A 23,040-nucleotide genomic window follows, 5' to 3' on the forward strand; every position below is an offset into this window, starting at 1 on the left:
AGCCTTGAGTCATGGGCGAGGGGGCAGTCAACGATTCATTGCAGCGGACCTACGAGGCGGTAATCTCCGCCGATGTCGGACCGTTCCTACGTGCACGCGGCTTTGGCATATCGGACTGCAGTTTCAAGCGGGAGCGGGGACCGCTCTACGACATGATCGACCTTCAGCCCGACTGGCACAACGGCACGATGTCGTGGCACGGGTTCTTCGTCAATGTCGGTATCAGATCAGTCGAGGTCGACGCCGCATGTCCTGGATACGAGCGAGTGCGACATCCCCTCAAAGGTTCGCTGCTGCAACGTCGTTGGGAGCGCTTGGTGCCCGATCTGCCATACGAGGTGCGGTTCGACCGTCGCACCGACATGCGGCAGTTCGCCGACGCGCTCTGCGACGGCTTTGACTTGGTACTGGTTGAGATGGAACGGATAAGCACCACAGAACAATTGGTGCGATACGCAGTCGACAACAACCTGCTCATCGAATATGACAAGACCTGCCGGTACCTGGCTGCAATTGATGACATCGACACGCTGACGGAATACGTGACACGGCTGCACGATTGCTTCGGCCATCAAGAACGTTGGTCGATCTTCCGTCGCAGCATCAGCACGGCCGCTGGACGTTGGGCGGATGAGCTGCGGAAGCGCGGATTGCTCGAGCCGATGCAGGTATGAGCCTTCGCGACGGCGGTGGTACACCCGGAACCAGCGATTGTCTTACAAAACGTCGTACGCTGTTGCTGTGGCTGACACGATTACCTTCCGGCCGGACGACGAGACCGCTAAGGCGCTGGAAGTTTTAACGAGAGATGGCACGGCTGTGTCCGCAGCCGTTCGATCTGCTCTCATCGATGCCGCACGCCGAAAGGCCAAAGCGACGATTCGCGCCGAGGCGGAAAGGCTTGCCGAAGACGAGTCCGACCGCACTGAGGCCAAGCAGGTGTTGCGCGACATGGAGACGCTGCGTGCGTAGTGAGGTCTTTCGGTTACACGCCCCGTGGGGGAGTCGTGGCCACGAGCAGTCTGGTTCCCGATACGCCGTAGTAATCCAGTCGGAGCACGTGCCGTTGTCGACCTGGCTGGTCGCACCGACGTCCACGTCGGCTCGTGCCGCCAGCTTCCGACCCGAGGTTGAAATCGCCGGCGTGAACACCCGAGTACTTGCCGAGCAGACCGCGTCGGTTGACCCAAGTCGACTCGGCAAGAGCGTCGGATTCCTCAGTTTCGAAGAGATGCGCCGCGTTGATGCGGCCCTACGCGTCGTTCTCGATCTATGAGATCGGCGCCGTCACCCGGCTGATCCAAAGGGAGAGTCTGGCAGTACGGTCTGACATCCTACTGGTAACCCGCCATATTCGATTCCGCCGTATTCCTCCCGATACGCAGCGATGCATCACTTGAGATGTGGTGGAGGAGCGGCACTGATCGCCCGCGTGGCTGCAGCCTGATCAACCGGAGAGCCCCTGCAGAGGTTTTGAGGCAACTTAGTTCGCTGAAGCGTGTGCGATCGGCTGGTGCATCAGTGATCCTTCGGTTTGCTCGGATCGAGTGGCGAGACTTCCCGCCTATGCCGGGGCCCAGTTGCTCTCACGTTGCAGCCCACGAAAAAAATTGGGTAGAGTGATGATATGGCTACAAAGAAGGCTGGCGGCGCTAAGAGTGCGTCGAAGAAGGTGGCCGTCAGAGCTCCGGTGAAGAGGGCGCCCACAGCAAGGGCGGCCGTAGTCGGGGCCCGGAAGGGCCGGGTGGCGGCTGATGATCCCTTGTCTGAACAGCGGGTCCTGTACCTCGCGAACGTGTTCTCGCGTGCACAGCTGGCGAAGTTGATTGGCGTCAGCCCATCGCAGACCTCCCGATGGGCATCAGGCGAAGAGCGTCCTGGCCCCGCCGCAGCTCCGGCGCTAATTGATCTAGAACATGTGTATTCGCGCGCGCGCTTGGTGTGGGGTGGCGACTCAGCGCGTATCTGGATGGAAAGCGCTAACGCCTTCCTCGGGGGAGCCCGACCGCTTGATGTTCTAATAACCGAAGGAGCCTCTCGGGTCCTTCAAGCGCTTGACGCAGAGATGTGGGGCGGGGCGGCGTGAGTGCTGGTATATCGCGTCTTTCCCTACCTTGAAGCGGCTCCGCTCGGCGAGCCGGGGCATCCTCTCTATGAACACCGCCCGCAGCGCGGTGGCCGGGCTGACCACCCCGACTATTACGTGTGGTACGTGGCCCGCCAATCCGAAGCCGCGTGCGGCGAGGCGTTCGGCAACCTGTCGCGCTGGATCGACTCAATGTTCGATTTTCCGGCAGTACCCGGTGCACGGAAGACGCTCGGACTGTATGAACTGCCCGACGATCTGCGCATTTGCGACCTTGATGATCCGCACCGCCTAGTAGAGCTAGGGCTTCGACCGACACAGATCGTCACTCGCAACCTGGCAGTCACTTCGGAGTGGGCGCACCGGATCTGGTCGCAGCGTTCTCCTGCCATTGATGACCGAAAATGGCAGGCGGTGCAGTGGTGGTCCTTCCACCGGCCGACTTGGACCGTCATCGCTAGCTGGGAACGGCCCAAGCTCGTCGAACTCGAGCATCTGAACCTCGACCATCCAGCCGTTGTCGCGGCAGCCAAGAGCCTCAACCGCCCTCTATAGACAATCTGGCTCCGGAAGGGATCTGCGACCTACCTGACGCCGCCAAGGGCTTACCGGCGTATTCATAATCGTCGTCAACGAACGAAAACCGTGGGACCGCAGGGTAATACGACGAACTTTACTGGTAACCCGCCATATTCGATTGCGTCGTATTCAGCATTATGCGCAGCGATACGTCGGTTGCAGTGCGGCAGGGGAGAAGCCCTGATTGCCGGCCTGGCTGGCGTCCGGTCGTCTGGCATATGCCAGCCGATATCTGAGTCCGATTCATTTGCTGGCACAAGCGAATGGGAGTGAGATCAGCACCTCAACTTGGCTCCGCCAAAGTAGGAAGCATGATGGTCCTGGTGCCCACGCGAGTGGCGGGTTCCTTTGGTCGGCGTCGTTCCATGTGGGGAGTCACCTGTGTGATTCTTGTCCGCGCCAGACGGGTTATATCTAGGCTCTTAGCCAATGACCGACGACCCGCAAGAACGCTTTCCGGACCCACCGACACGAGGTGCGTCGCAGGTAGTTGAGTCTGCGATCGCCGGCGCCACCGGGATCGTGCCGGTTGCCGGACCGAGTCTTGTCGAGATAACCCACCTCGTGATTGGCGCCCCATATCAGAAGCGAATGGACACGTGGTTCGAACAGGTCGCACGCGGGATCTCGGACTTGCAAGCGCGGGATCAAGCTCCTGACTGGGAAGCGTTGGTGAGCGACGAGCAGTTCTTGGACGTGTTAATTCATGCAAGCCGGGCAATCCAGGGCACCGGCCGCGAAGCGAAACGTTTGGCCCTTCGTAATGCCGTCATGAACACAGCAAGCGGCCGAAGCCCGGGGGAAGATCTCGAGCGACGCTTCGTATCCATAGTCGACTCCTGCGTACCTGAACACCTCCGCCTGCTGTTGTATCTCGATGACCCTGCACGAGGTCTCCGAATCCGCGGGATCCGCAAAGGCGCTGTAGCTGACCGTATGGAGTCGCGATTCAGGAAAGAACACGGAGCGACTGCGGAGCCGCCACTGCCATGGTGGACCGGATACATGCGCGACGCGCTCCTGGAAGAACTAGTTTCTGCATTCGACGAGGATCGCGAGGCGAGTCTGAGACTTCTTGGAGATCTTGAGGACTGGCGATTCACCGGCTCCGTCGAACTGGGCGTGTGGTCCGGCTTCGTCAGTGCCCTAGGCCGCGAATTCCTCAGGTACATCGACGTGACACCAAATACGGCTGAGGCTTTCGCGGCCTTCTCCGATCACCAGTGGTAGGCCAGCTAGTCACGTCCCGGCGGCGGCCGCCGCACCCCTATACCGCAGGTTTAGACCGGCAGGGCATCAACGATTTCAGGTTCGAGTCCACGGCCATCGGCGGCGCGTGCGCGCAGGGGACCGGGGTACGGCGACTGCCGGCTGCGATTCGGGCTCGACGGCAGGATGGTCAGGGTGTGGGGTAGCGGCCCCGAACACTGCCGTCCGGATAGCGTCGAGATCGCGGCGGCGCCATGCGTCGAAAAGCACCGTGGTCGTAGTGACCGGGATCGTCAAGGACTCGACGAACTCCGGTCTTGTGTACGCCTGGTCGGAGCGGTCGGCAGGATAGCTTTTGATCTGATGGTTGATTATGAGCGAGACGCCTTCAACCTCAACGTCTGGTCGGAGACCGGACCAGGTGTCGAGGTGTTTTCGCGCATCTCCGACGAGTTTCTCGGAGGCGTTTCCGGACTCACTTTTGACCTCGACCAGGCGCCGTCGAGCTTGGTAGCTGACAAGCAGGTCAGCGCTTGCCGTGTTCTTGAGGTCGCTGTCGAGTGGGACAACTGTCATCCCGGCGTCCGTCAGCACTGCCGCGACAGCATCCTCAAGAGGTTTGGATCTGCTGTACAACAGATCGAAGCGCACCTCGTCTGCTGCGGCGCGGGCTTCGTGGAGTGTCTGATCGAGCTGCTCGCGCTGTATCCGGTATTGCTCGTCGAGTTCGACCCGCGCAGCCAATGCCGACTTTTCGGCTTCGGTCTGCAGCGCAGGGTCTTCACCGAGATTGGTGTGGACTCGGCGTACCGCTGACGGGACGAATTCTGGAATGGCTTGCTGTGCCAGCCATTCCAGCACAATCTTCCAGGACGGCAGCCACGGAATGACGTAATGACGGAGTCGCTCGTCAGGCGACACCCAGACCGCGGCAACTACTTCGCCCACCGCTGAAACGAGCAGAGCGCTGCGCAGCATATTGGTGTGTCGGGTCCGTGCCCAGATCAAACTCTGATGGGCCCTGGCCAGTACTTTCACTGCTGCCGCGGCGTCGCTGTCGCCGGCGACCGGGCGGTGGTTGTGCCGGTCGGTGCGCACTAGATCAGCCAGCAGTTTGGCGTCGGCGGGATCGGACTTCGCACCCGAGACGTGGTGGCGGTCGCGGTAACGGGCCGCGGCCAACGGGTTGATCGCGAACACCTGATACCCAGCGGCAACCAGGGCATCGACCCACAATCCACGATCTGTTTCGATCCCGACGACGACCTGGCCGGGCTCTTCGGCATGTTCGGCGATCAACGCGTGCAACCCGCGGATTCCGCTCAGCCCTTCGGGGAACCGTTTGGCGGCAAGCCGTTTACCGGCCTCATCCATCAGATATACGTCGTGCTGCTCTTCGGCCCAGTCATCTCCTAGAAAAATCAGTGCCATCCGCCTCCCCGCCTCCCGGTGCTCGTCGGTGCTGTACTTGTCAGAGCCCAAGGACACCCGGCGGCGACCTAATGGATCAGTGCTCTAACCGGCACGACATCCCATCAGCGCTACAGGCGACCTCACCAACCAGCCGGGGCACGATCTAGCCCTAGGAATCGACCATCACTCCAGGCGACAACAGTGCTCACCGACCAGCGGCTCAGTGACCAGCATCCCGCTCACCGAGCAAGATCCGTCAGCGACTTACCGATCCGTACCCATTAGGCACTCGCGTGAGGAACCTGGCGGCGGCACGCGAGCCGACTCGGGCAGCGTGCAGCCGAGGCCCCGGTCAGCGTCTTCGGGACCGGCGGCGCTGAGTGGCCCGACTAAGGCACAGGATGGACTTCCACGAAGAACTTTGTGCCAGCGGACATTCCGTTGATGATTGCGTCGAGACCTGCGGTACACCCCTTGTCTTCGCTGTCCAACGTCCACTCACTCACCGCTGGCGCGTATAGGCCGAGTCGGGCTAGTTCGTTCGCCAGTGGCTCGCATGCGCGCAACGTGCAGCCCGCGATCTCAAACACAAAGGCTGAAGGCATTGACCTGCCAAACCACTGCGCCCCACCGGATTCCATGTACTGGCGGAGCTCCTCTGCCTCCGGATTTCGGTTGGGCTTCCCATCATTGTGGGTGCCGCCAAGGCTATTCGCAGCCACCCGCAACACGCTCTCAACGGAGTACTGAACGTCACTCAACGTCAAGCCAATGGGGTGGGCAAGAAAGTCCTTGCGCGTCAGTTCCAGCACCTGCTCGCCCGGCTCAGAGGGCTCGCCTCTCATGAGCCCACCTTGGAACCCTGCGCCGATGTTCACTCGTTTCGTGTCAGGGTGGACGGCGTGCATCGCGGCCCAGGACTTGTCGAGCTCGGCGGAGGGTTGGTACGGATTCGGCTTGACAACGCGAAACTTGGCCACCATCGAGGTTGCCATGCTCGCGTCCTCTAGAAGGTTCTCCAGGAGGATCTGCCGTAGCAGGCTGGAGACCTTCAGCAGCTGGTACTCGGAGGGGTTGCTGCTGAGTTTCTGCCTGATGTCGATAAGGGTCTCGACGAACAACTGCTCAACTTGCATTACTTGGTCTTTCCGGTACTCCACCGGATGATCGGCACCAGGCGAAGATGCCCAAGGTACGCCGGTATTACATACTTGTCATTCCAGGTACCGGCGCGTCGGGGGCCCCTGGGACAATCGAGGAGGGTGATGTGCGCGTCTCGCGCCTGCGGCTGAAAGACTTCCGCGGTTGGTCGGAGCTGGATCTTCGACCCGAGGGACACGTGGTGCTCGCGGGCGTTCCCAGATCGGGTCGGAGCGACATGATTGCCGCGCTCATGAGACTGTTGGATCCCGCGTACATCCGCGTGCAGCCGTCGCTCACCGACATCCGACGGCATCGGAGCGGCGCCTCTACGACGGCCGATGACGCGTCCAAACCGGACGGCTCCGGTGCGCCGCCGACCCCTCCCGAGGATCAGGCCGCCGATGCGGCGGCAGCCGGGCCGGTCGGCGGGACCGCCGCAGATGTACCGGGCCTGGCGCCTTACGCCGAAGTCGAGGTGACCCTGGTCGACCTCGACGCGGAGCTGGAACAGTTGTGCGACGGGTTCCTCGAACCGCTCGACGTCGACGACCAGATCGACGACAGCGGCAACGCGGCGTTCGACGCGAAACTCGGGGTGCGGCTCTGCTATCGCGTCACCTACGACCCGATCGCCGACGGTCTCGACCACGTTGTTTACTACCCGGCTCGTAGCGATCCTGCGGCAGCGCAGTATGCGCGGGTTCCCGGTGCGACCCGGCGGGCACTGCCCGTCATCGTCCTCTCGGCGCAGCGCCCGCTGCAGTTGAGAGCCGAGGGTGCGCTGCGACGGCTGGTCGATGAGCGCGACGCCGAGGGCGCGTCCGAGGCGTTCCGCGCGCTCGAGCAGTCGGTGGCCACCGCGACGGCCGCACTCGCGGCGCATCCCACAATCTCGGCGACCGTCGACGACGTCCTGCAGGTTGGGAATCTCTCCTACCACCTCACCGGGACGCCAATGACGGCCAAGGCGGTGCGGTTTCAGCCGGAGGACGGCTCGCTGTCGGCTCTGCTGCGCACAGTGCAGCCGGCGCTGGAACTCGACGACGCGGGACTGCTAGGCCTGTCCAACCACGGGTCGACGACATCGGCGGTCCTGGCCGCGGCCGAGGCGCTGCTTCTCGCCACCACCACCGATCGCGCCGTCGTGCTCGGAGACGATTTCGGCGATGGGCTCGACGCGGCCACCTCCGAACATCTGGCCGCATCGTTGCGCGCCGCCGCCGCGCAGGTGTGGCTGTCAACGCGGCGGCCGGAAGTGGCACGCGCCTTCACTCCCGCCGAACTGGTGCGGCTCGCGCGCCTCAAGGGAGCTCGGAGCCACCACCAGCTCGCGGCGCCGATCGACCGGAAGGAGATCGCGGTGCGGCGCCTCGTGCACACTCAACTGCTGCCCGCGCTCACGGCGCCGGTAGTCGCGATCGTGGAGGGCCCGCACGACCTGACGACCTTCACCGCGGCGGACCGGCACCTGGGAGCCGCGCGCTCGACTCTGGCGGCGGTGGGTGTCCGTCTCGTATCGGCGGACAACGGTTCCGGCGGCGGAACCGGTCAGATCCCGAGAGTGGCGGATCTCGCGCGAGCACTGGGCTTTCGCGTCGTCGCGCTCATCGACCGCGATCCGGACAAGACCTCGGAGACAGTGCTGGCCGACATCGAGGCCGCGTGCGACGTCGTCGTCCGACTCCCTCCCAAGACCGCGATCGAACAGGCGCTGCAGTCCGGTGTCGACGCCGTACACCTCCGCGCCGCCGCGGGGGTGCTGCCGGCGTACGGAATTCCCGATCCGTCCTCGGGCATGTCCGACGGCGATCTGTCGAAGGCCGTTTCGCCTGTTCTTCACAAGAAGGGTCTGCACGAGCAGTTCCTCGACGCCCTGGTCGAGAGTTCGGGCGCGCTGCCTCCGATCATCGAGGAGGCTCTCGCCGCCGTGAGCCGTGTGGCGTCCGCCACCTACGGCGGGCCGCGTCGTGTCGATCTGCCTTCGCCCGGCGCGACGGGCGCGGGAGCGGCGCCGTGACCTACATCCCGGTCGGAACGCAGAACGATGTGATCGAGTCGACGGCGGCAGTGACTATCGTGCTGGGGGGAGCCGGCACGGGTAAGACGACAACGGCCGCTGCGGCGGCCGCGGCCCTCATCCGCGCCGACGACGCGTCGCGCGATGCGCTGCGTCGCAGGATGCTGATCAACAAGGCGGTGTCGCCGTTGCCGCCGCGGGCCAGAGTGCTCCTCCTGTCCTTCTCACGGACCGCGGTCGCACAGGTCGTCGAGCGGGCGGGGCCCGTGGTAGGGCCGTTGCTCAACCGCATGGACGTCGTCACTTTTCACGGGTTCGCGTGGCGCGTCGTCACCGACTGGGGCGCGGCGTACGGCTATCCTCCGCCGCTGCGGATCCAGTCGGAGGCGGAGTACCGGGTACAGGGCGCCGTCACCGACAGTCTGCGCTACGCGCAGCTCATTCCGCTGGCACTCGACATCCTCAGCAACGACGCGGTGTCCGCCTACTACCGCCGCCGCTACGCCCTGGTGATCTGCGACGAGTTCCAAGACACCAGCGACGAGGAGTGGCGGTTCACGCAGGCCGTCGCGCCGACATCGCGCCGAATTCTGCTCGGCGACGTCAACCAGTGCATCTACGCCGAGATGAAGCGAATCGACCCACAGCGACGGGTGGAAGAGGCCCTACGACTTCCCGACGCGGTCCGCATAGACCTGCCGGTCACCAGCCATCGCGACCCGACGGGCGTGCTGCCGGCGGCAGCCGACGCGGCGCGCGAACGGCGGTTCCACGACGCCGCCTTGATTGGTGCCGTGACCAGCAGGCGTCTCGTCGTCACCCGAAGCGGGGCCACGGCCCGGTACGAGACCGCGATGGAAATCATCGCCGCCGAACGCTCGGCGCGGCACACCGTGAGTGTGTTCACGCACACCAACGCCGCGACGACGGAACTATCGGACGCATTGACCGAGCATGGCGTACGTCACGAGCAGGTAGGGCTGTCCGAGGCGTACGGAGAGGCACTGAACGCGCAGGCAGCCATGCTCCGTTACGCACTTTGCGGCGTCCCCGGCCGATCGGCGCTCGCGGTGTACGTCGCCGCCAACCACCGGGCGCGCACTCCGTTGGTCCAACAGATCCTGCAGGGGACGAACCCCGCGTTCGAACGCGTTCTGTCGGACCTGACCGGCGATCTTCTCGCGGCGTCGACCCCATTGGACGTCGACCGGCTCGGCGACGTCGTCTCGGGCGCCTACGCGCGTCTAGGGACACACCGCGGTCAGGAGACGTGGACCCTGGCCGCCCGTCGAATGCGAGCGGCGCTGCGGCACCTCCGCGACGGCGAGCCCTTCAGCGCGGTCGAAGCGGAGTTGGAGCAATTGCGCCATGCCGCGCTGGTGGGCAACACAGGACTGCGACCGCACCCCGTGCAGGTTATGAACCTGCATCAGACAAAGGGGAGGGAGGCCGACGTGACGATCCTGCTACTGCAGGACGACGAATACCACGGCAAAGAGGGCCCCCCTTACCCGACGCTGTCGCGGCTGCTGTACGTGGTCCTTACCCGGGCACGTCGACGCGCACACCTCGTGGTTCCCGACCGAGTGCATCCGCTGTGGTCGCCGCTCATCGACACCCACGATCGAGTGGTCGAGGAGATGACGCCTGCGGGCTGACCCGGTACCGCCGGTGCCGCCGAATGCGCTGCCCCCAGGAGCAGATGCAGCATGCGCGGGATCGAGGACTTTCCTACGAATCCCGGTGCACGCTACTGAAATAGCCAATCGAATTGATTTCCAGGACTGTCGAGAGGAGAAGAGAACGATGGGCTCCGTCACCAAAGTCCCGGTTGTTCAGAAGCGTCCGAGTTTTGAGGATCGCGTCGAACGTACTTCGCCCAGGTGTTGCCGCCCTCGGCGGCGTGTTTCTGGGTGACTTGATCGCTGTAGCCGAGCATTTCGGCGACGAGGGGAGCGGGCATCGCGGACACCAGTTCTCGCAAGGCTGTGTTTCGTGAGCCCTGCAGGTTGATACCGAGTGCTCGAAGGCGATGCATGATCGATTGTGGGTCGATGTGTCGGCCCGGTCGGTTGCTGGTGAAGAGCCAGGGTGTGCCAACGGCTCCGCCGGCGGTGCGCAGGTTGGGGCGGTGGCGAAGGTGGTAGTTCAGCTGCGCGGCGAATGGCTCTGGAACGGGCACAGGGTCTTTGCCCAAGGCGATACGGGTCTCTCCAGCGATTTGGGAGACCGCGGTGGTTTGCAGGGCGGCAATCTTGGTCAGCGGCTGAGCATAGAGCAACAGCAGCACGCCGGCGACGCGGTAGGGAAGACTTTCCGAGTCGCCGGTGAGCAGTTCTTTGAGCCACGCCAGTCGTTGGTCTTGCGTGATTGTGGGGGTTGTTTTCGCCTGTCTGAAGCCGATCTGCACCGACACGTTCAACTTGCTCTTCTTGGCCCAGATGAAGAAAGTGCGGATCGAATGACGGGTGGTAGGTCCTGAGGCGAGGTACTCGTCGACGTCTTGTTGTGCGCAGTCGGCGACAGTGCGCCGATGAGTCTGTTCGAGCCAGGTCAGGAACTTGATGGTCTCAGTGATTTCTTGTTTGGCGGAACGCTTTGGGCCATCGGAGGATTGACCGGGTCTCGATTCACTGCGGAGCCGTCGCAGATGGTGCCAGATCGCGAACTGTTCAACCGAGGCGCGCACAGCTGGGGAGTCGATCGCGTCAAGTTTGTCGGCCAACCAGACTTCAAAGCGTGCCAAGTGCTCATCGCGTTGAGGGAGCAGCCCGTGGTGTTGCAGCAGGCTGCGCAGGTGATCGATATGACGGCCGGATCCTGCAGCGGTGAGGCCGTCGTGGGTTAGCGGGATGGCGCCGGAGGTGATTCCGCCGAGCAGCTCCAGTACTTGGATGTTGCGTTTCCAGGTCAAGATGCTTTCGGGTCGGTCGACGCCACAGAGCACTTCGATCAGCGTTTGCATGGCGGCGCGGTCGGCGGGATGGTGCAGCAGTATCTTGCAGAGGTCCTCGCGCAGGGCGCAGCGGGCGCACTGGCCAGAGCGATAGATCTCGCCTTCGCCATGGCAGGTTTTGCAAGTGAAGTCTCGAGGGATACCGGCGCACCTCAGACAGACCGGGTGCGGGTCGGTGCCGTTGCGGCGTCCGGGGAGGACGCCATTGTGTCCACACGTGGGGCAGATGCCGTGGGTGCGCATCGCGGTGTAGAAGCAGCCGTGGCACAGCTGATCTCCGGGCCAGTGGACGCGCAGCTTGTTGGCCATGCGGTGGCATCGGCTGCATTCAAAGACCCCCGTGGTGACGCGTGGTCGCCCACGGGTTGTGGATCGCGGTGTGGGGTTAATCATTGCCATCGGTGATGACGCGCGCTCGTCGAGGCCGGATGGACTTGTTGAGTTCGACGACGTTGGGCGGTGCAGTGGCGCCCGAGGCGGTCTTCTTCTTCCGGGCATCGGTGGCGGTGACAGTCACGAGGTCTTCGACGCCGCAGCCGAGGATGTCGCATAGGGCGGCCAGCAGCTGCAGGGCGACGCGTTCGGGGCGTTGGTGCACGATGCGGTAGACCTGGGGACGCGATAGATGGATGCCGCGTTCGGCCAGGCGGGGGATGAGGTCGGTGCTGTTGTGCATGCCGTGGGCGGCCATCAGCTCGGCGAGGCGCCAGGTGTAGTCGACGTCGCGTTTCACGACGTCTCCTCGCCGAGGGAGAGAGCGTCTTTGACGGTCTGGTCGAGGACGCGGCGCAGCGTGCGGGTGCGGAAGTCGCTTGAGACGCCGGTGTAGAGCGAGGTGGTGCTGGCGTAGTCGTGGCCGGCTTGGTCTTGGACAAACTTGGCGTCCCAGCCGTCTTCGATGAGGTGGGTGATGTAGGAGCGCCGGAAAGAGTGGAGGTCCAGGCCGGCGGAGAGCTCAAGGTCGTTGCAGTATCGCCGGAATCGGCGTAGCAGGGTCCGTTCGGCGACCAAGGCGCCGCGCTCGCTGGGAAAGAGGTCGATGCCGTCGTCGAGGTGGGGCTGGCCGTGGGTGAGCCAGTCGGTGATGATGTCCGGCGTCCAGTCGAACACCGTCAGTACGGTGCGGCGTTTTGGTGGGGAGCCTTTCTTGGCCTTGCCGTAGCGGATCTTCACCACGCCATAGCGGCCGAATTCCGGGGCGTGCGGGTTGCGGGAGAAGTCGACGGTCTGCAGGTGACGCAGCTCGTTGAACCGCACGCCGTAGGAGTAGGCGACCTTGAACATCACCGCATCCCGGTACGCCGGCAGCCAACCCTTCTTCTTGGTGTTGGCGATCAGCGTCACCTGGTCGTCGGCGTGGTCGAAGAAGTCCTGCAGCTCCTGCTTGGTAAACGGGCGCTTCTCCGGATCCTGCTCGTTGTCCTGAACGTGGGTAGCAGTGTTCCAGGCGAAGAACACCTGAGCCGGGTGCGTACCGAAGCGTTGTTCGCAGACTCGGTCCCAGCCGTAGTCCGGGTCAGCGATATAGGAGCAGAACAACCGCAGGCCATTCTGATACCCGCGGACTGTGGATTGGCGGCGGCCCTTGATGCCACGCAGATCGGCGAAGAATTCCTCCACGATGGCCGGTGTCCAGGACCACGGGTATTCGTTGGTGTGTGCGATGAACCGACGAACCAGCCCGATACGGCCATCGATGGTGTCGTGGTCGAGGTTGCGGCACAGTTGCTGGTTGCGCCAGCCGTCCAGCATTTCCTCGACGGTCTGGACCTCGGGATGCAGCAGCGGGACCGAGCCCACCAGGAACACCCGACCGCTCTTGTCGACGGGCAATTCAGCCTCCAAAGCCGTCTCATCTGATGCATCATTGAATCAACTAGTGAATCATTACCACATCGGCGCTGGTAGGTCCAACGTGAAACGAAGCTTCGTCGACACGTGTCGCGACAGTGGCACCGGAACGGCGGCGCTAGAATTTCGTCAACCTGCCGTAAGCCGTTGGTGTCGAGGCGCTTTGGACATATCTGTCCGAGGCGGCAGGCGAGGGGCACTTCGGGTGCAGCATGATTCATCTGATGAAAACGGCGACGTTAACTTGACATAATGTGGCTTATCGGCGTTTGAATAACCAGGTCGGATGTGAATATCCAGGTCGGATGTAGATGCAGGATGCATTCCTCGTCACGACCGGCGGGCACCAGAACTCGACCCGTTCACGCCACGTGCTCCGCCCGCCGACTCCCTTAACGGGTTGATTCGGTGCATCAGGTACGTGCGATCAACCCGTTAGTGACGTCGCCACCAAGCCAGCCATCAACTAAGTCACACCGCGGCCTCGACCGCCGGTCCGACTGGCATCGACGGCCCCCGGGCTTCCCCGGCTAGCCCATAGTATTTCGTCACTGTGACGAAATACTATGGTGTCGCTGCACCCCGAAAGATGCTCACTACGAGTCGGTTTCGACACTACGACGGATCGAGGTGCTCTCGTAGCGCCGCGCATTGGCCTCGAAGAAGTGACGAGCAACCCCAGCCTTGGGTGCGAACAGATCGAAACCATGGAAGGCGCCCGGCACAGTTTCGACCACACCACCCGACACGTCGCCGGTCCCCCGCTATCCTTCCTGGCAGACGATATTTTCGTCACGTGACAAATAGCGCGCTCCCCGGCGCGCCGCCCTGTCCATCGGGCGAATCGTTCATGGCAAATACCGGACAACCCGGTCACTGTGCGGGATCGTTGTCACATGAGCCCCAAGGTTCCCACCCCGAAAGAAATCAGAGAGGCTGCACAGGCGGCCGCTGAGACCGCTCAAACGGTCGCCACCGAGGCGATGCGCATCCCGCCCGCATCGCTCCAGATGATGGCCCAGGTGCCGGATCTCATCGAGAACATGGCCGCGGCCACGGAGCGTCTCAATGCGGCGATCGACCGCGCGGAACGCTATCTCGCACTGGCCGATCCGATGATCCGGACCATGGACGCGATCGTGCCGCAACTCGAGGCACTGATCGCCACCGGCAACGACGTCTACAATGCCGTAGGTCGAATCCCCGGCGTTGCGACAGTGGGCCGGTTCGCGTCTCGGACCTCGACCCAGCCGTCAGACAAGAAGCCCTCCGGCGGACGCACCCGCAAGAAGCCCTGACAAAGCCGGTCACTCGTAGTTGATCTCACCCCGCGGGAACGGCCGCCCTCGAAAGTCGATCTGCGCGGCCGGGTTCGCCACCGCGGTCACCATGCCGGATCCGAATGGGCCCCGCCGGTCGAACAGCGTCGCCGTGCCGACAGAGATTCCGTCGGCGACCCAATGCGAATCACCCTGCACCATGATCCACTCGTCGAGCGGCAAGCGCGACAACGCCACCGTGAGGTCACCGTTGATATAGCCGATTCCCTCGGTGCCTAGGTTGGTCACCAAGCTCGTCGACTCTGCTACATTGACCGCCCTGACGAACGGCGAGACCGGTTCTCCAGCAACGATGTTCGGGCTCGCATAGAAGAACTGCTTTCGGGAAGTGTTCTGATGAGCCTCCGGCGATCGCGTCCAACCGCCCTCATCGCTACCGATGAACGGTACGAGTTCCCCATCCGGAGTCGGCAACTGCGGCGCATCGACCGGCGCGGTCCACTCCTCCCCGGGCGGCGCGACCGATCGTCGGTATTGCACCAGCGTGGCACGTGCGACCGGCCGACCGTCCTGCACCACTTCGCATTCCGCATTCCGCACCCGGCGGCCGTCACGAATCACCCGGACCTCGACGGTCGTCGGTAGGTTGCGCGCCGCCCGAAACAGGTCGACGGTAATTCGCGTCGGCATGAACTCCGGAGAACCGCAATCCTTCTCGAGCGCCTGCGCGGCCAACCCGACGATGGCCGGGCCATTGAGGTGATCGTTGCCCCAGTGGCTCTGGGCGAAGATCGACGGCATCAATGCGCCGTCAGCCGTCGGCGTGAAATACGCGGGGTCAGTGCTCATCTGCGGATCCTCGCACAAGGCTTCGGACGCGCCTCAGCTAGGTGTTGCGGCCGCCGTTGACGCCGATGATCTGACCGGTGATGTAGCCGGCCTCCTCCGAAACGAGAAACGCGCACGTGGCCGCGATGTCCTCGGGCTTACCCATGCGGCGCACCGGGGTCGCGTCGATCGTCGCCTGGATGTCACCGAGATGGCCCCGCGACTCGGCTGCCCGCAGCATCGGTGTGTCGATGAAGCCCGGCGGCACCGCGTTCACCGTGATACCCGCCACCCCGTATTCGAGCGCCAGCGTCTTCGTCAGCCCGTTCACCGCGGACTTCGCCGCCACGTAATGCGCCATGTACGGCGCACCGGAATGCGTGCTCGACGACGAGATGTTGACGATCCGACCCCAACCGGCGTCCACCATGTCCGGCAATACCGCCTGCACGCAGTGAAAGACACCGTTGAGATTGACGTCGACCACGCGCCGCCACTGCTCGAACGTGATGTCGGCGAACCGCGAGAACCCGTCCAGGCCCGCCGCATTGACCAGAATCGCCACCGGCCCCAGCTGGCTACGGACGGCCGACAGCGCGACGTCGACCTGACCGCGATCGGTGACATCCGCGGTGAAGGCGAGCTCCTCGTCGCTCGGCGCCAGGTCGAGCGTGGCGACGCGGTGACCGTCGGCGCGCAACCTTTCCACGATCGCGCGTCCGATCCCCGAGCCGCCGCCGGTGACGACCGCTGTCTTCATTCGCTAGTCCTTCCGTAATGTCCTGTCAGAGAACGTGTTAGGGCGATCGGCGAGGTGTCAGCAGGCCCATCGTGCGCTGACGCGCACTCTTCAGGTTTAGCAGACGCACACTCGGCGCCGGAGGTCGGCCGCGGCCGCTCAGGGACGAACGGCACGGACGGCCCACACGTCGCGCCGCCCCGCTTTGTGGCCGCCGACCGTCACGTCCACGAAACCCGCCGCATGGCACAGCTCCGCGAACGCGTCGGCCTGCCGGCGCGTCCACCCGTGGCTGGCCAGGCCCGTCGCACCCGGTTTCGTCTGTCGTTCAATGGCGAGCAGGCGCCCACCGGGAACCAGCAGCCGAGCCGCCTCGCTGAGCCCGTCGCCAACGTCTTGCCAGTGGTGCACGGTCGCCAGCGACCACACCACCGTCGCCGACCGGTCCGACAAAGGCACGCGCTCGGCGGTCCCCGTCGTCCACACGACAGAACCGTCAGGTGTGAACACGCGGGCGAGCCGAAGCATCACCGGCGCCGGATCGACCCCCGTCGCCACCGCACCGCGGCGGACGGCCTCACGGACCGCAGAACCGGGCCCGCACCCGATGTCGACGACGGTGTCGGCGGCCGACACCTCAGTGAGGTCCGCCGCAAGTCGGGCGCTCGGCCGCCCCATGAGCATCAACACCAGCCCGACCAGCGCACCCATCGGGCCGGAGAAGCCGGGATGGTCGGCGTGATGGTTGACGGGCAGGTTCTCGGCTGCGGTCATGATCACAAGCTTGCCGCTTCAAGTCGGCTTGAAGTCAAATGGCGGCATGGACGCGATCCCCATCGGCGAGGCCGCCGCCCGGTTGCAGATGGCGCCGTCGACGCTGCGCTACTACGACGAACGGGGCCTGGTTCGTCCCCCGAATCGGCAGGCCGGGCGTCGCATGTACGGAGCCGACGAACTGCGCCGCCTGGCACTGTTGAAGATCTTCAACAAGCTGGGATTGCCGCTCGACACCGCTGCGGCCGTCCTTGACGCGCCCAGTCCGCAGTGGCGCGAACTCGTGCGCCGGCAGATCAGCCAGCTCGACGACGTGATCACGCAGGCGCGCGGAGCCCAGCAGTTCCTCACGCACGCCCTGCACTGCCCCTCCGAGCACCCCGCCCGCGAATGCCCGACGATGACCCGTGCGTTGGACCGGCTGGTGGACGGCGTATCGGTCGAGCAACTCGCCGCCGAACACGCCGATCCCTGACCGTCCGAGCGATATGTGCGTCCCGATCCGGGTATAGATGCCTACCGGGAGGGACCACGCTCATGACCGAGATGGACTATCTGGAGTTGCACGGCGATCGCGTCGCCTACCGAGACGTCGGCAGCGGCGCGGAAGTACTGCTGCTGATCCACGGGATGGCCGGAAGTTCGGAGACGTGGCGGGCGGTGATCCCGCAGCTGTCGCGGCGGTACCGCGTGATCGCGCCCGACCTGTTGGGGCACGGCCAATCGGACAAACCCCGCGGCGACTACTCGCTGGGCGCATTCGCGGTGTGGCTGCGCGACCTGCTCGACGAACTCGGCGTCTCGAAGGCCACCATCGTCGGCCAGTCGCTCGGCGGCGGGGTGGCCATGCAGTTCGTCTACCAGCATCCCGACTACTGCCAGCGCCTCGTCCTGATCAGCAGCGGCGGCCTGGGCCCCGACGTCGGCTGGACGCTTCGCCTGCTGTCCGCGCCGGGAGCCGAGTTCATCCTGCCCGCCATCGCACCCCCACCGGTTCTCACGGTCGGCAACAAGCTGCGCGGCTGGTTCCGCACGGCCGGCATTCAGTCGCCACGCGGTGCGGAGATGTGGAGTGCCTATTCCTCGCTGGCGGACGCCCAGACGCGCCATGCCTTCCTTCGCACCCTGCGCTCGGTCGTCGACTATCGCGGCCAAGCGGTGAGCGCGTTGAACCGTCTGCACGTGGCCAACGAGTTGCCCATCATGGCCATCTGGGGCGACGAGGACCGGATCATCCCCGTCGCCCATGCCTACGCGGCGCACGAAGCGCGGCCCGAATGCCGGGTGGAAGTGCTCGAGGGTGTCGGGCATTTCGCCCACGTCGAGCGGCCGAACGCCGTGGTGGATCTGCTCGACGATTTCATCAGCACCACCGCCCAACCCGTCGTCCACAGCGAACCGTAGCCGCCCCCGACGGGTGCCCGAGGAACGCGCAGACATAATCGACGAAACGGAAGGTCATCTAAGGATCGGAGCGGTTGTGGTCGGGACCGGCGCGGCGCAATCGCCCACGATCGGTCGCGCACGCTCCCCTCGCCTACTGGTCGCCGGGTTGTCCATCGTGGTGCTCACCGTCGCGGTGCTGCAGACCGCCGTCGTCCCGGTGCTCGGCATCATCGCCGACCAACTCGACGCGTCCATCGTCGGCGTGAGCTGGGCGGTCACCGCCAACCTGCTGGCCGCCGTCGCGGCCACACCGCTACTGGGCCGGCTCGCCGACCTCCACAGCAAGCACCGGGTCCTGCTCGGCGTGCTCGTCGTCGTGCTGGCCGGATCACTGCTGGCGGCCGTCACGTCGTCTTTGCAACTGCTCATCGTCGCCCGGGTGCTTCAGGCCGCCTCGTTCGCGCTCTACCCGATCAGCATCGCGATTCTGCGCGAGGAGCTGCCCCCCGATCGTCTGATGTCGGCGATGGCGGTGCTGTCCGGCACGCTGGGATTCGGCGGCGGAACCGGACTCGTCGTGGTCGGACTGTTGATGACCGGCGACGCCGGCTATCACCGGGTGTTCTGGTTGACGACCGCGTTCACCGTGGCCGTGATCGCGATCGTGCTTCTGGTGGTGCCACGACGGCCGCGCCACGTTGCCGGATCGATCGACTGGCTGGGAGCGGTGGGCTTGGCGGTGGGACTGTCGGCGCTGCTGTTGGCGATCAGCCAGGGCCAGACGTGGGGCTGGGCATCGCCTGCCACCCTGGGCTGCGTTCTGGGTGCAGTGGCGGTGCTGGCCGGCTGGTGGTGGTGGGAGCGTCACATCAGCCGACCGCTGGTATCGACGTCGATGCTCACCCGGCGACCGATCCTGCTCACCAACGTCGCGACGATCTTCGTCGGCATGGGGCTGTACTTCGCGTTCCTCGGGTTGACGCTCTTCGTTCAAATACCGCGCGAGGCAGCGGGTTACGGCTTCGGCGCGACCGTGCTGGAAGCCAGCGTGGTCTATCTGCTTCCCGGCGCGTTCACCGGCTTCGTCGTCGCGTTGGTCAGCGGCAGGTTCATCGAGCGCTTCGGCGCTCGACCGGTGCTCCTCGTGGCGGCGATCGCCGGCATCGCCGGATTCCTGTTCGTCGCGTTGGTGCACTCGCACACCTGGCAGATCATCGTCGCGAGCATCCTCGCCAACGCCTACATCAGCCTGGGCTACGGCGCGCTGCCCGCGCTGGTCGTCAGCGAGGTGGACGCCGGCGAAACCGGCGTGGCAACGGGCATGAACGCGATAGCACGCACCATCGGCAGTTCGATCGCGGCAGCGGTGGTCGCCATGCTGCTCAGCCGGTCGGTGCCCGGAACGGGCGTGCCGATGGAGAACAGCTTCGTCGCGATATTTCTGGGCGGGGCGATCACGTCGACGCTCGCGCTGGTGCTGATCGCCGTGTCGCGTCCGTCGTCACCGCCGATGGATTCCGTGGAGGCGCGCTACGAAACGCGTGCCATGAACCACGAGTGGGGGTGACCCCGCCAGCCGGCGATGCCGTTGGTCAGTGCAGCGCGGCCAGATTGCTGACCGACTTGCGCACGTCGGATTCGATCACCTTGGCCACCAGATTGCCGATGCGCGTGTTCAACAGCCCGCCGGAGAGGTCGGCGACCACCTGGAACGTCGAGCCGGGGTTGTCCGCGCGGACGCACAGCGTCAACCCGATTCGGATGCCCGGGCGGCCGCGGCCGACCATCTCGACGACCTTGGGCTCGTCGTAGCGCGTGACCTGCCAGTGGATGGTGTTGCGGAATCCCTTGACCTTGATCAGCGACGACACACATGTCCCGACCTCGATCTCGGAGGGCACCTCACTGCGCCACCCACCGAAGATCGTCAGCCACTCGTCGAACCGGCTCAGGTCCGAGGCCAGCTCCCACGCCTTGTGCGGGCTCAGGTCCGACGACACCGAAACGTCCACTGCTGCCATGACTAGTGCCGTACCCCACGAAGCGGGGCAGGTAAACGGCGTTTCGCCCGATCATGGCGGGGCGGGCTGCGAAACTGATCCAGACACCGGTTCAGTGTCGGCGCCGGCTGCGGTCCACGCGCCAGGTCGACGACTGTCCCGGCGGCAGCGAATTTGGTGTCCGTGGCCACGCCAGACGAAGGATTCCATTGTGAATATGTAAATTCCCTGCGGAATCGCTTGCGAACGACCGCTCGATCCGCGATTGTTTACCCACAGCTCGGGGGGCTGTCCGGAGGAGGACCCGCACTGACCGGCACACACACCACCGCCGTCGACCAATCATCGGGACACAACGAGGCGCCCCGCCGGACAGGCGCCCCGGTCATCGAGATCGACCACGTCGCCAAGCGCTTCGGCGACTACGTCGCCGTGGCCGAAGCGGACTTCTCCATCGCCGCGGGCGAATTCTTCTCGTTGCTCGGACCATCCGGCTGCGGCAAGACGACCACCCTGCGCATGATCGCCGGGTTCGAGAGCCCCACCGTCGGCGCGATCCGCCTCGAAGGCGTCGACGTCTCGAAGGTCCCGCCCCACAAACGCAACGTCAACACGGTCTTTCAGCACTATGCGCTGTTCCCGCACATGTCTGTCTGGGACAACGTCGCCTACGGTCCCCGGAGCAAGAAGCTGGCCAAAAATGAGATCCGCAAGCGGGTCGACGAACTCCTCGAGATCGTCCGGTTGACGGATTTCGCCGATCGCCGCCCCGGCCAGCTCTCGGGCGGCCAGCAACAGCGCGTCGCGCTGGCGCGCGCATTGGTGAACTACCCGAGCGCACTGCTGCTCGACGAACCGCTCGGCGCCCTGGACCTCAAGCTGCGTCAGGTGATGCAGTTCGAACTCAAGCGCATCCAGCGCGAAGTGGGGATCACATTCATCTACGTGACCCACGACCAGGAGGAAGCGCTGACGATGAGCGACCGCATCGCGGTCATGAACGCCGGCAACGTCGACCAGATCGGTACGCCGACCGAGATTTACGACCGGCCCGCCACGGTGTTCGTCGCCAGCTTCATCGGACAGGCCAACCTGTGGGCCGGCCGCCAGACCGGCAGGGCCAACCGGGATTACGTCGAGATCGAGGTGCTGGGCTCGACGCTGAAAGCGCGGCCGGGCGAGACCACGATCGAACCCGGAGGGCACGCGACGTTGATGGTGCGGCCCGAGCGGATCCGCGTGTGCATGGATGCGCCCACCGGTGAGCTCGTCGGTGTGCGCGCGACGGTCACGGATCTGACCTTCCAGGGTCCGGTGGTGCGGCTGTCGCTGGCGGCACCGGACGACTCGGCGATGATCGCCCACATCGGTCCCGAGGAGGATCTGCCGATGCTGCGCCCCGGCGACCAGGTGCACGTCTGCTGGAGCCCGGACGCGTCACTGGTGTTGCCCGCGGCCGACATTCCGACCGCCGAGGATCTCGAGGAGATGCTCGACGATTCCTGAATCGTCACCCCTGACGATCCGGCACCGCCCCGAGTGGCGACTCGGAAGTTGTCGGCCCCTCCCCTCCCTCCGACGAAAGGCACAGCCCGCCATGCCCCATGAGATGGATCCCCGCCTCGCCCGCTTCGCAGCCAACCGCACGTCGCGCCGCCGCTTCATCGGCGGAGGCGCCGCTGCGGCCGCCGCAGTGGTCCTCGGCCCGTCGTTCCTGGCGGCATGCGGATCAGACAGCGGCACCTCCGGTACCACGACTCAGGAAGGCGGGCCGGCGAGCGGCACACTGCGGATCTCGAACTGGCCGCTCTACATGGCCGAGGGGTTCATCGCCGCCTTCCAGCAGGCATCGGGTATCACCGTCGACTACAAGGAGGACTTCAACGACAACGAGGAGTGGTTCGCCAAGGTCAAGGAACCGTTGTCGCGCAAACAGGACATCGGCACCGACCTCGTGGTGCCGACCGCGTTCATGGCCTCGCAGATCCGAAAGCTGAACTGGGTCAACGACTTCAGCGAGGACGGCATTCCCAACAAGAAGAACCTGCGACCCGACCTGCTCGACGCGCAGATGGACCCGGGCCGCAAGTGGAGCGCGCCCTACATGACCGGCATGGTCGGCCTCGCCTACAACCGCGCCGCCACCGGCCGCGACATCACCAAGATCGACGACCTGTGGGACCCGGCGTTCAAGGGCCGCGTCAGTATGCTCTCGGACTTCCAGGACGGCCTGGGCATGGTCATGCAGTCCCAGGGCGGGGACCCTGCCTCGCCAAGCACCGAATCGGTGCGCAAGGCGGTGGACCTCGTCCGCGAACAGAACGACCGCGGTCAGATCCGCCGGTTCACCGGCAACGACTACGCCGACGACCTGGCGGCGGGCAATGTCGTTATTGCGCAGGCGTATTCGGGTGACGTCGTGCAGTTACAGGCCGACAACCCCGACTTGCAGTTCGTGGTTCCCGAATCCGGCGGCACCGACTTCCTCGACGTCATGGTGATCCCCTACACCACGCAGAACCAGAAGGCCGCCGAGGCGTGGATCGACTTCGTCTACGACCGGGCCAACTATGCCAAGCTCATCGCCTTCACACAGTTCGTTCCGGTCCTCTCGGACATGACGGCAGAACTCGACCAGATCGACCCGAATCTGGGCAAGAACGAGCTGATCAATCCTCCACAATCCACCCTCGACCGGATCACGGCCTGGGCTCCGCTCGAGGACGAGCAGAAGCAGCAGTACGCCTCGATGTACGCCGAAGTCACCGGCGGTTGATGC

Annotated in this window: 23 protein-coding genes and 1 pseudogene; 14 read left to right on the forward strand and 10 right to left on the reverse strand. The window is 64.7% G+C overall.

Annotated features, from left to right (window positions below):
- Window positions 1–11 precede the first annotated feature (11 nt).
- The 6 genes from AU072_RS07705 (at window position 12) to AU072_RS28135 (ending at window position 3,895) form a co-directional block, all read left to right on the forward strand.
- On the forward strand, window positions 12–674 hold the full coding sequence (locus AU072_RS07705) for a DUF4304 domain-containing protein (RefSeq protein ID WP_064413221.1): 663 nt from the start codon (window positions 12–14) through the stop codon (window positions 672–674).
- A 67-nt stretch (window positions 675–741) separates the two neighbouring features.
- On the forward strand, window positions 742–972 hold the full coding sequence (locus tag AU072_RS07710) for a hypothetical protein (RefSeq protein ID WP_064413222.1): 231 nt from the start codon (window positions 742–744) through the stop codon (window positions 970–972).
- Window positions 965–1,276, forward strand: coding sequence for a type II toxin-antitoxin system PemK/MazF family toxin (locus AU072_RS07715; RefSeq protein WP_064413223.1), 312 nt, complete (start codon window positions 965–967; stop codon window positions 1,274–1,276). Before AU072_RS07710 ends, AU072_RS07715 begins: the two co-directional genes overlap by 8 nt.
- Window positions 1,277–1,627: 351 nt before the next feature.
- Entirely contained in the window at window positions 1,628–2,086 is a 459-nt protein-coding gene (locus tag AU072_RS28775) for an antitoxin Xre/MbcA/ParS toxin-binding domain-containing protein (protein ID WP_268874532.1), read from the forward strand.
- A complete protein-coding gene (locus tag AU072_RS07720) occupies window positions 2,087–2,641 on the forward strand; it encodes an RES family NAD+ phosphorylase (protein WP_064413224.1) in 555 nt (184 codons plus the stop codon). It begins immediately after the preceding gene.
- A gap of 453 nt (window positions 2,642–3,094) precedes the next feature.
- Complete coding sequence (locus AU072_RS28135; protein ID WP_133147264.1) at window positions 3,095–3,895, forward strand: hypothetical protein; 801 nt, start codon at window positions 3,095–3,097, stop codon at window positions 3,893–3,895.
- Between the two features lie 939 nt (window positions 3,896–4,834).
- Here the strand turns inward: AU072_RS28135 and AU072_RS07735 are convergent.
- Together AU072_RS07735 and AU072_RS07740 are read right to left on the reverse strand one after the other, a co-directional pair.
- Window positions 4,835–5,299, reverse strand: a pseudogene (locus AU072_RS07735) (IS110 family transposase); the annotation flags it as partial.
- Window positions 5,300–5,676: 377 nt separating this feature from the next.
- The gene (locus tag AU072_RS07740; protein ID WP_235630304.1) at window positions 5,677–6,408 is read right to left on the reverse strand and encodes a hypothetical protein; all 732 of its coding nucleotides are present in this window, start codon (window positions 6,406–6,408) and stop codon (window positions 5,677–5,679) included.
- A 146-nt stretch (window positions 6,409–6,554) separates the two neighbouring features.
- On the opposite strand from AU072_RS07740, the gene AU072_RS07745 reads away from it, so the two are divergent.
- Both AU072_RS07745 and AU072_RS07750 read left to right on the forward strand, forming a co-directional pair.
- A complete protein-coding gene (locus AU072_RS07745) occupies window positions 6,555–8,447 on the forward strand; it encodes a DNA replication/repair protein RecF (RefSeq protein ID WP_217266011.1) in 1,893 nt (630 codons plus the stop codon).
- A complete protein-coding gene (locus AU072_RS07750; protein WP_064413227.1) occupies window positions 8,444–10,105 on the forward strand; it encodes a UvrD-helicase domain-containing protein in 1,662 nt (553 codons plus the stop codon). The genes AU072_RS07745 and AU072_RS07750 overlap by 4 nt, the downstream gene beginning before the upstream one ends.
- A gap of 158 nt (window positions 10,106–10,263) precedes the next feature.
- Here AU072_RS07750 and AU072_RS07755 read toward each other — a convergent pair whose 3' ends face one another.
- The 4 genes from AU072_RS07755 to AU072_RS28275 form a co-directional block, all read right to left on the reverse strand.
- Window positions 10,264–11,712 (reverse strand): hypothetical protein, encoded by a 1,449-nt coding sequence (locus AU072_RS07755; protein ID WP_064413228.1) that lies wholly within the window; start codon window positions 11,710–11,712, stop codon window positions 10,264–10,266.
- Between the two features lie 76 nt (window positions 11,713–11,788).
- Window positions 11,789–12,136 carry a helix-turn-helix domain-containing protein gene (locus tag AU072_RS07760; protein ID WP_064413229.1) on the reverse strand — a complete coding sequence of 116 codons (348 nt, stop codon included), beginning with the start codon at window positions 12,134–12,136 and terminating at the stop codon, window positions 11,789–11,791.
- Window positions 12,133–13,236 (reverse strand): tyrosine-type recombinase/integrase, encoded by a 1,104-nt coding sequence (locus tag AU072_RS07765; protein ID WP_235629993.1) that lies wholly within the window; start codon window positions 13,234–13,236, stop codon window positions 12,133–12,135. The genes AU072_RS07760 and AU072_RS07765 overlap by 4 nt, the downstream gene beginning before the upstream one ends.
- Window positions 13,237–13,850: 614 nt before the next feature.
- Complete coding sequence (locus AU072_RS28275; RefSeq protein WP_165595592.1) at window positions 13,851–14,003, reverse strand: hypothetical protein; 153 nt, start codon at window positions 14,001–14,003, stop codon at window positions 13,851–13,853.
- A gap of 147 nt (window positions 14,004–14,150) precedes the next feature.
- Between AU072_RS28275 and AU072_RS07770 the strand changes: the two genes are divergently transcribed.
- Entirely contained in the window at window positions 14,151–14,552 is a 402-nt protein-coding gene (locus tag AU072_RS07770; RefSeq protein ID WP_064413230.1) for a hypothetical protein, read from the forward strand.
- A gap of 9 nt (window positions 14,553–14,561) precedes the next feature.
- Here the strand turns inward: AU072_RS07770 and AU072_RS07775 are convergent, their stop codons facing one another.
- The 3 genes from AU072_RS07775 to AU072_RS07785 form a co-directional block, all read right to left on the reverse strand.
- Entirely contained in the window at window positions 14,562–15,383 is an 822-nt protein-coding gene (locus AU072_RS07775; RefSeq protein WP_064413231.1) for a thioesterase family protein, read from the reverse strand.
- Window positions 15,384–15,420: 37 nt separating this feature from the next.
- Window positions 15,421–16,122, reverse strand: a complete 702-nt coding sequence (locus tag AU072_RS07780; RefSeq protein ID WP_064413232.1) for an SDR family NAD(P)-dependent oxidoreductase — start codon at window positions 16,120–16,122, stop codon at window positions 15,421–15,423.
- Between the two features lie 138 nt (window positions 16,123–16,260).
- Window positions 16,261–16,875, reverse strand: coding sequence for a class I SAM-dependent methyltransferase (locus tag AU072_RS07785; RefSeq protein WP_064413268.1), 615 nt, complete (start codon window positions 16,873–16,875; stop codon window positions 16,261–16,263).
- A 46-nt stretch (window positions 16,876–16,921) separates the two neighbouring features.
- On the opposite strand from AU072_RS07785, the gene AU072_RS07790 reads away from it, so the two are divergent.
- The 3 genes from AU072_RS07790 (at window position 16,922) to AU072_RS07800 (ending at window position 19,828) form a co-directional block, all read left to right on the forward strand.
- Window positions 16,922–17,350 carry a MerR family transcriptional regulator gene (locus AU072_RS07790; RefSeq protein WP_064413233.1) on the forward strand — a complete coding sequence of 143 codons (429 nt, stop codon included), beginning with the start codon at window positions 16,922–16,924 and terminating at the stop codon, window positions 17,348–17,350.
- Window positions 17,351–17,412: 62 nt separating this feature from the next.
- Complete coding sequence (locus AU072_RS07795) at window positions 17,413–18,279, forward strand: alpha/beta fold hydrolase (RefSeq protein WP_064413234.1); 867 nt, start codon at window positions 17,413–17,415, stop codon at window positions 18,277–18,279.
- A gap of 76 nt (window positions 18,280–18,355) precedes the next feature.
- The gene (locus AU072_RS07800) at window positions 18,356–19,828 is read left to right on the forward strand and encodes an MFS transporter (protein WP_064413235.1); all 1,473 of its coding nucleotides are present in this window, start codon (window positions 18,356–18,358) and stop codon (window positions 19,826–19,828) included.
- A gap of 25 nt (window positions 19,829–19,853) precedes the next feature.
- On the opposite strand, the gene AU072_RS07805 is transcribed toward AU072_RS07800, so the two are convergent.
- Complete coding sequence (locus tag AU072_RS07805) at window positions 19,854–20,282, reverse strand: type II toxin-antitoxin system Rv0910 family toxin (RefSeq protein WP_064350137.1); 429 nt, start codon at window positions 20,280–20,282, stop codon at window positions 19,854–19,856.
- A 366-nt stretch (window positions 20,283–20,648) separates the two neighbouring features.
- Between AU072_RS07805 and AU072_RS07810 the strand changes: the two genes are divergently transcribed.
- Both AU072_RS07810 and AU072_RS07815 read left to right on the forward strand, forming a co-directional pair.
- Window positions 20,649–21,767 carry an ABC transporter ATP-binding protein gene (locus AU072_RS07810; protein ID WP_064413269.1) on the forward strand — a complete coding sequence of 373 codons (1,119 nt, stop codon included), beginning with the start codon at window positions 20,649–20,651 and terminating at the stop codon, window positions 21,765–21,767.
- Window positions 21,768–21,858: 91 nt separating this feature from the next.
- Complete coding sequence (locus AU072_RS07815; protein ID WP_064350136.1) at window positions 21,859–23,037, forward strand: polyamine ABC transporter substrate-binding protein; 1,179 nt, start codon at window positions 21,859–21,861, stop codon at window positions 23,035–23,037.
- The last annotated feature ends 3 nt before the right edge of the window (window positions 23,038–23,040 follow it).

Source organism: Mycolicibacterium novocastrense (genome assembly GCF_001499835.1).
Taxonomy (GTDB): Bacteria; Actinomycetota; Actinomycetes; order Mycobacteriales; family Mycobacteriaceae; genus Mycobacterium; species Mycobacterium novocastrense.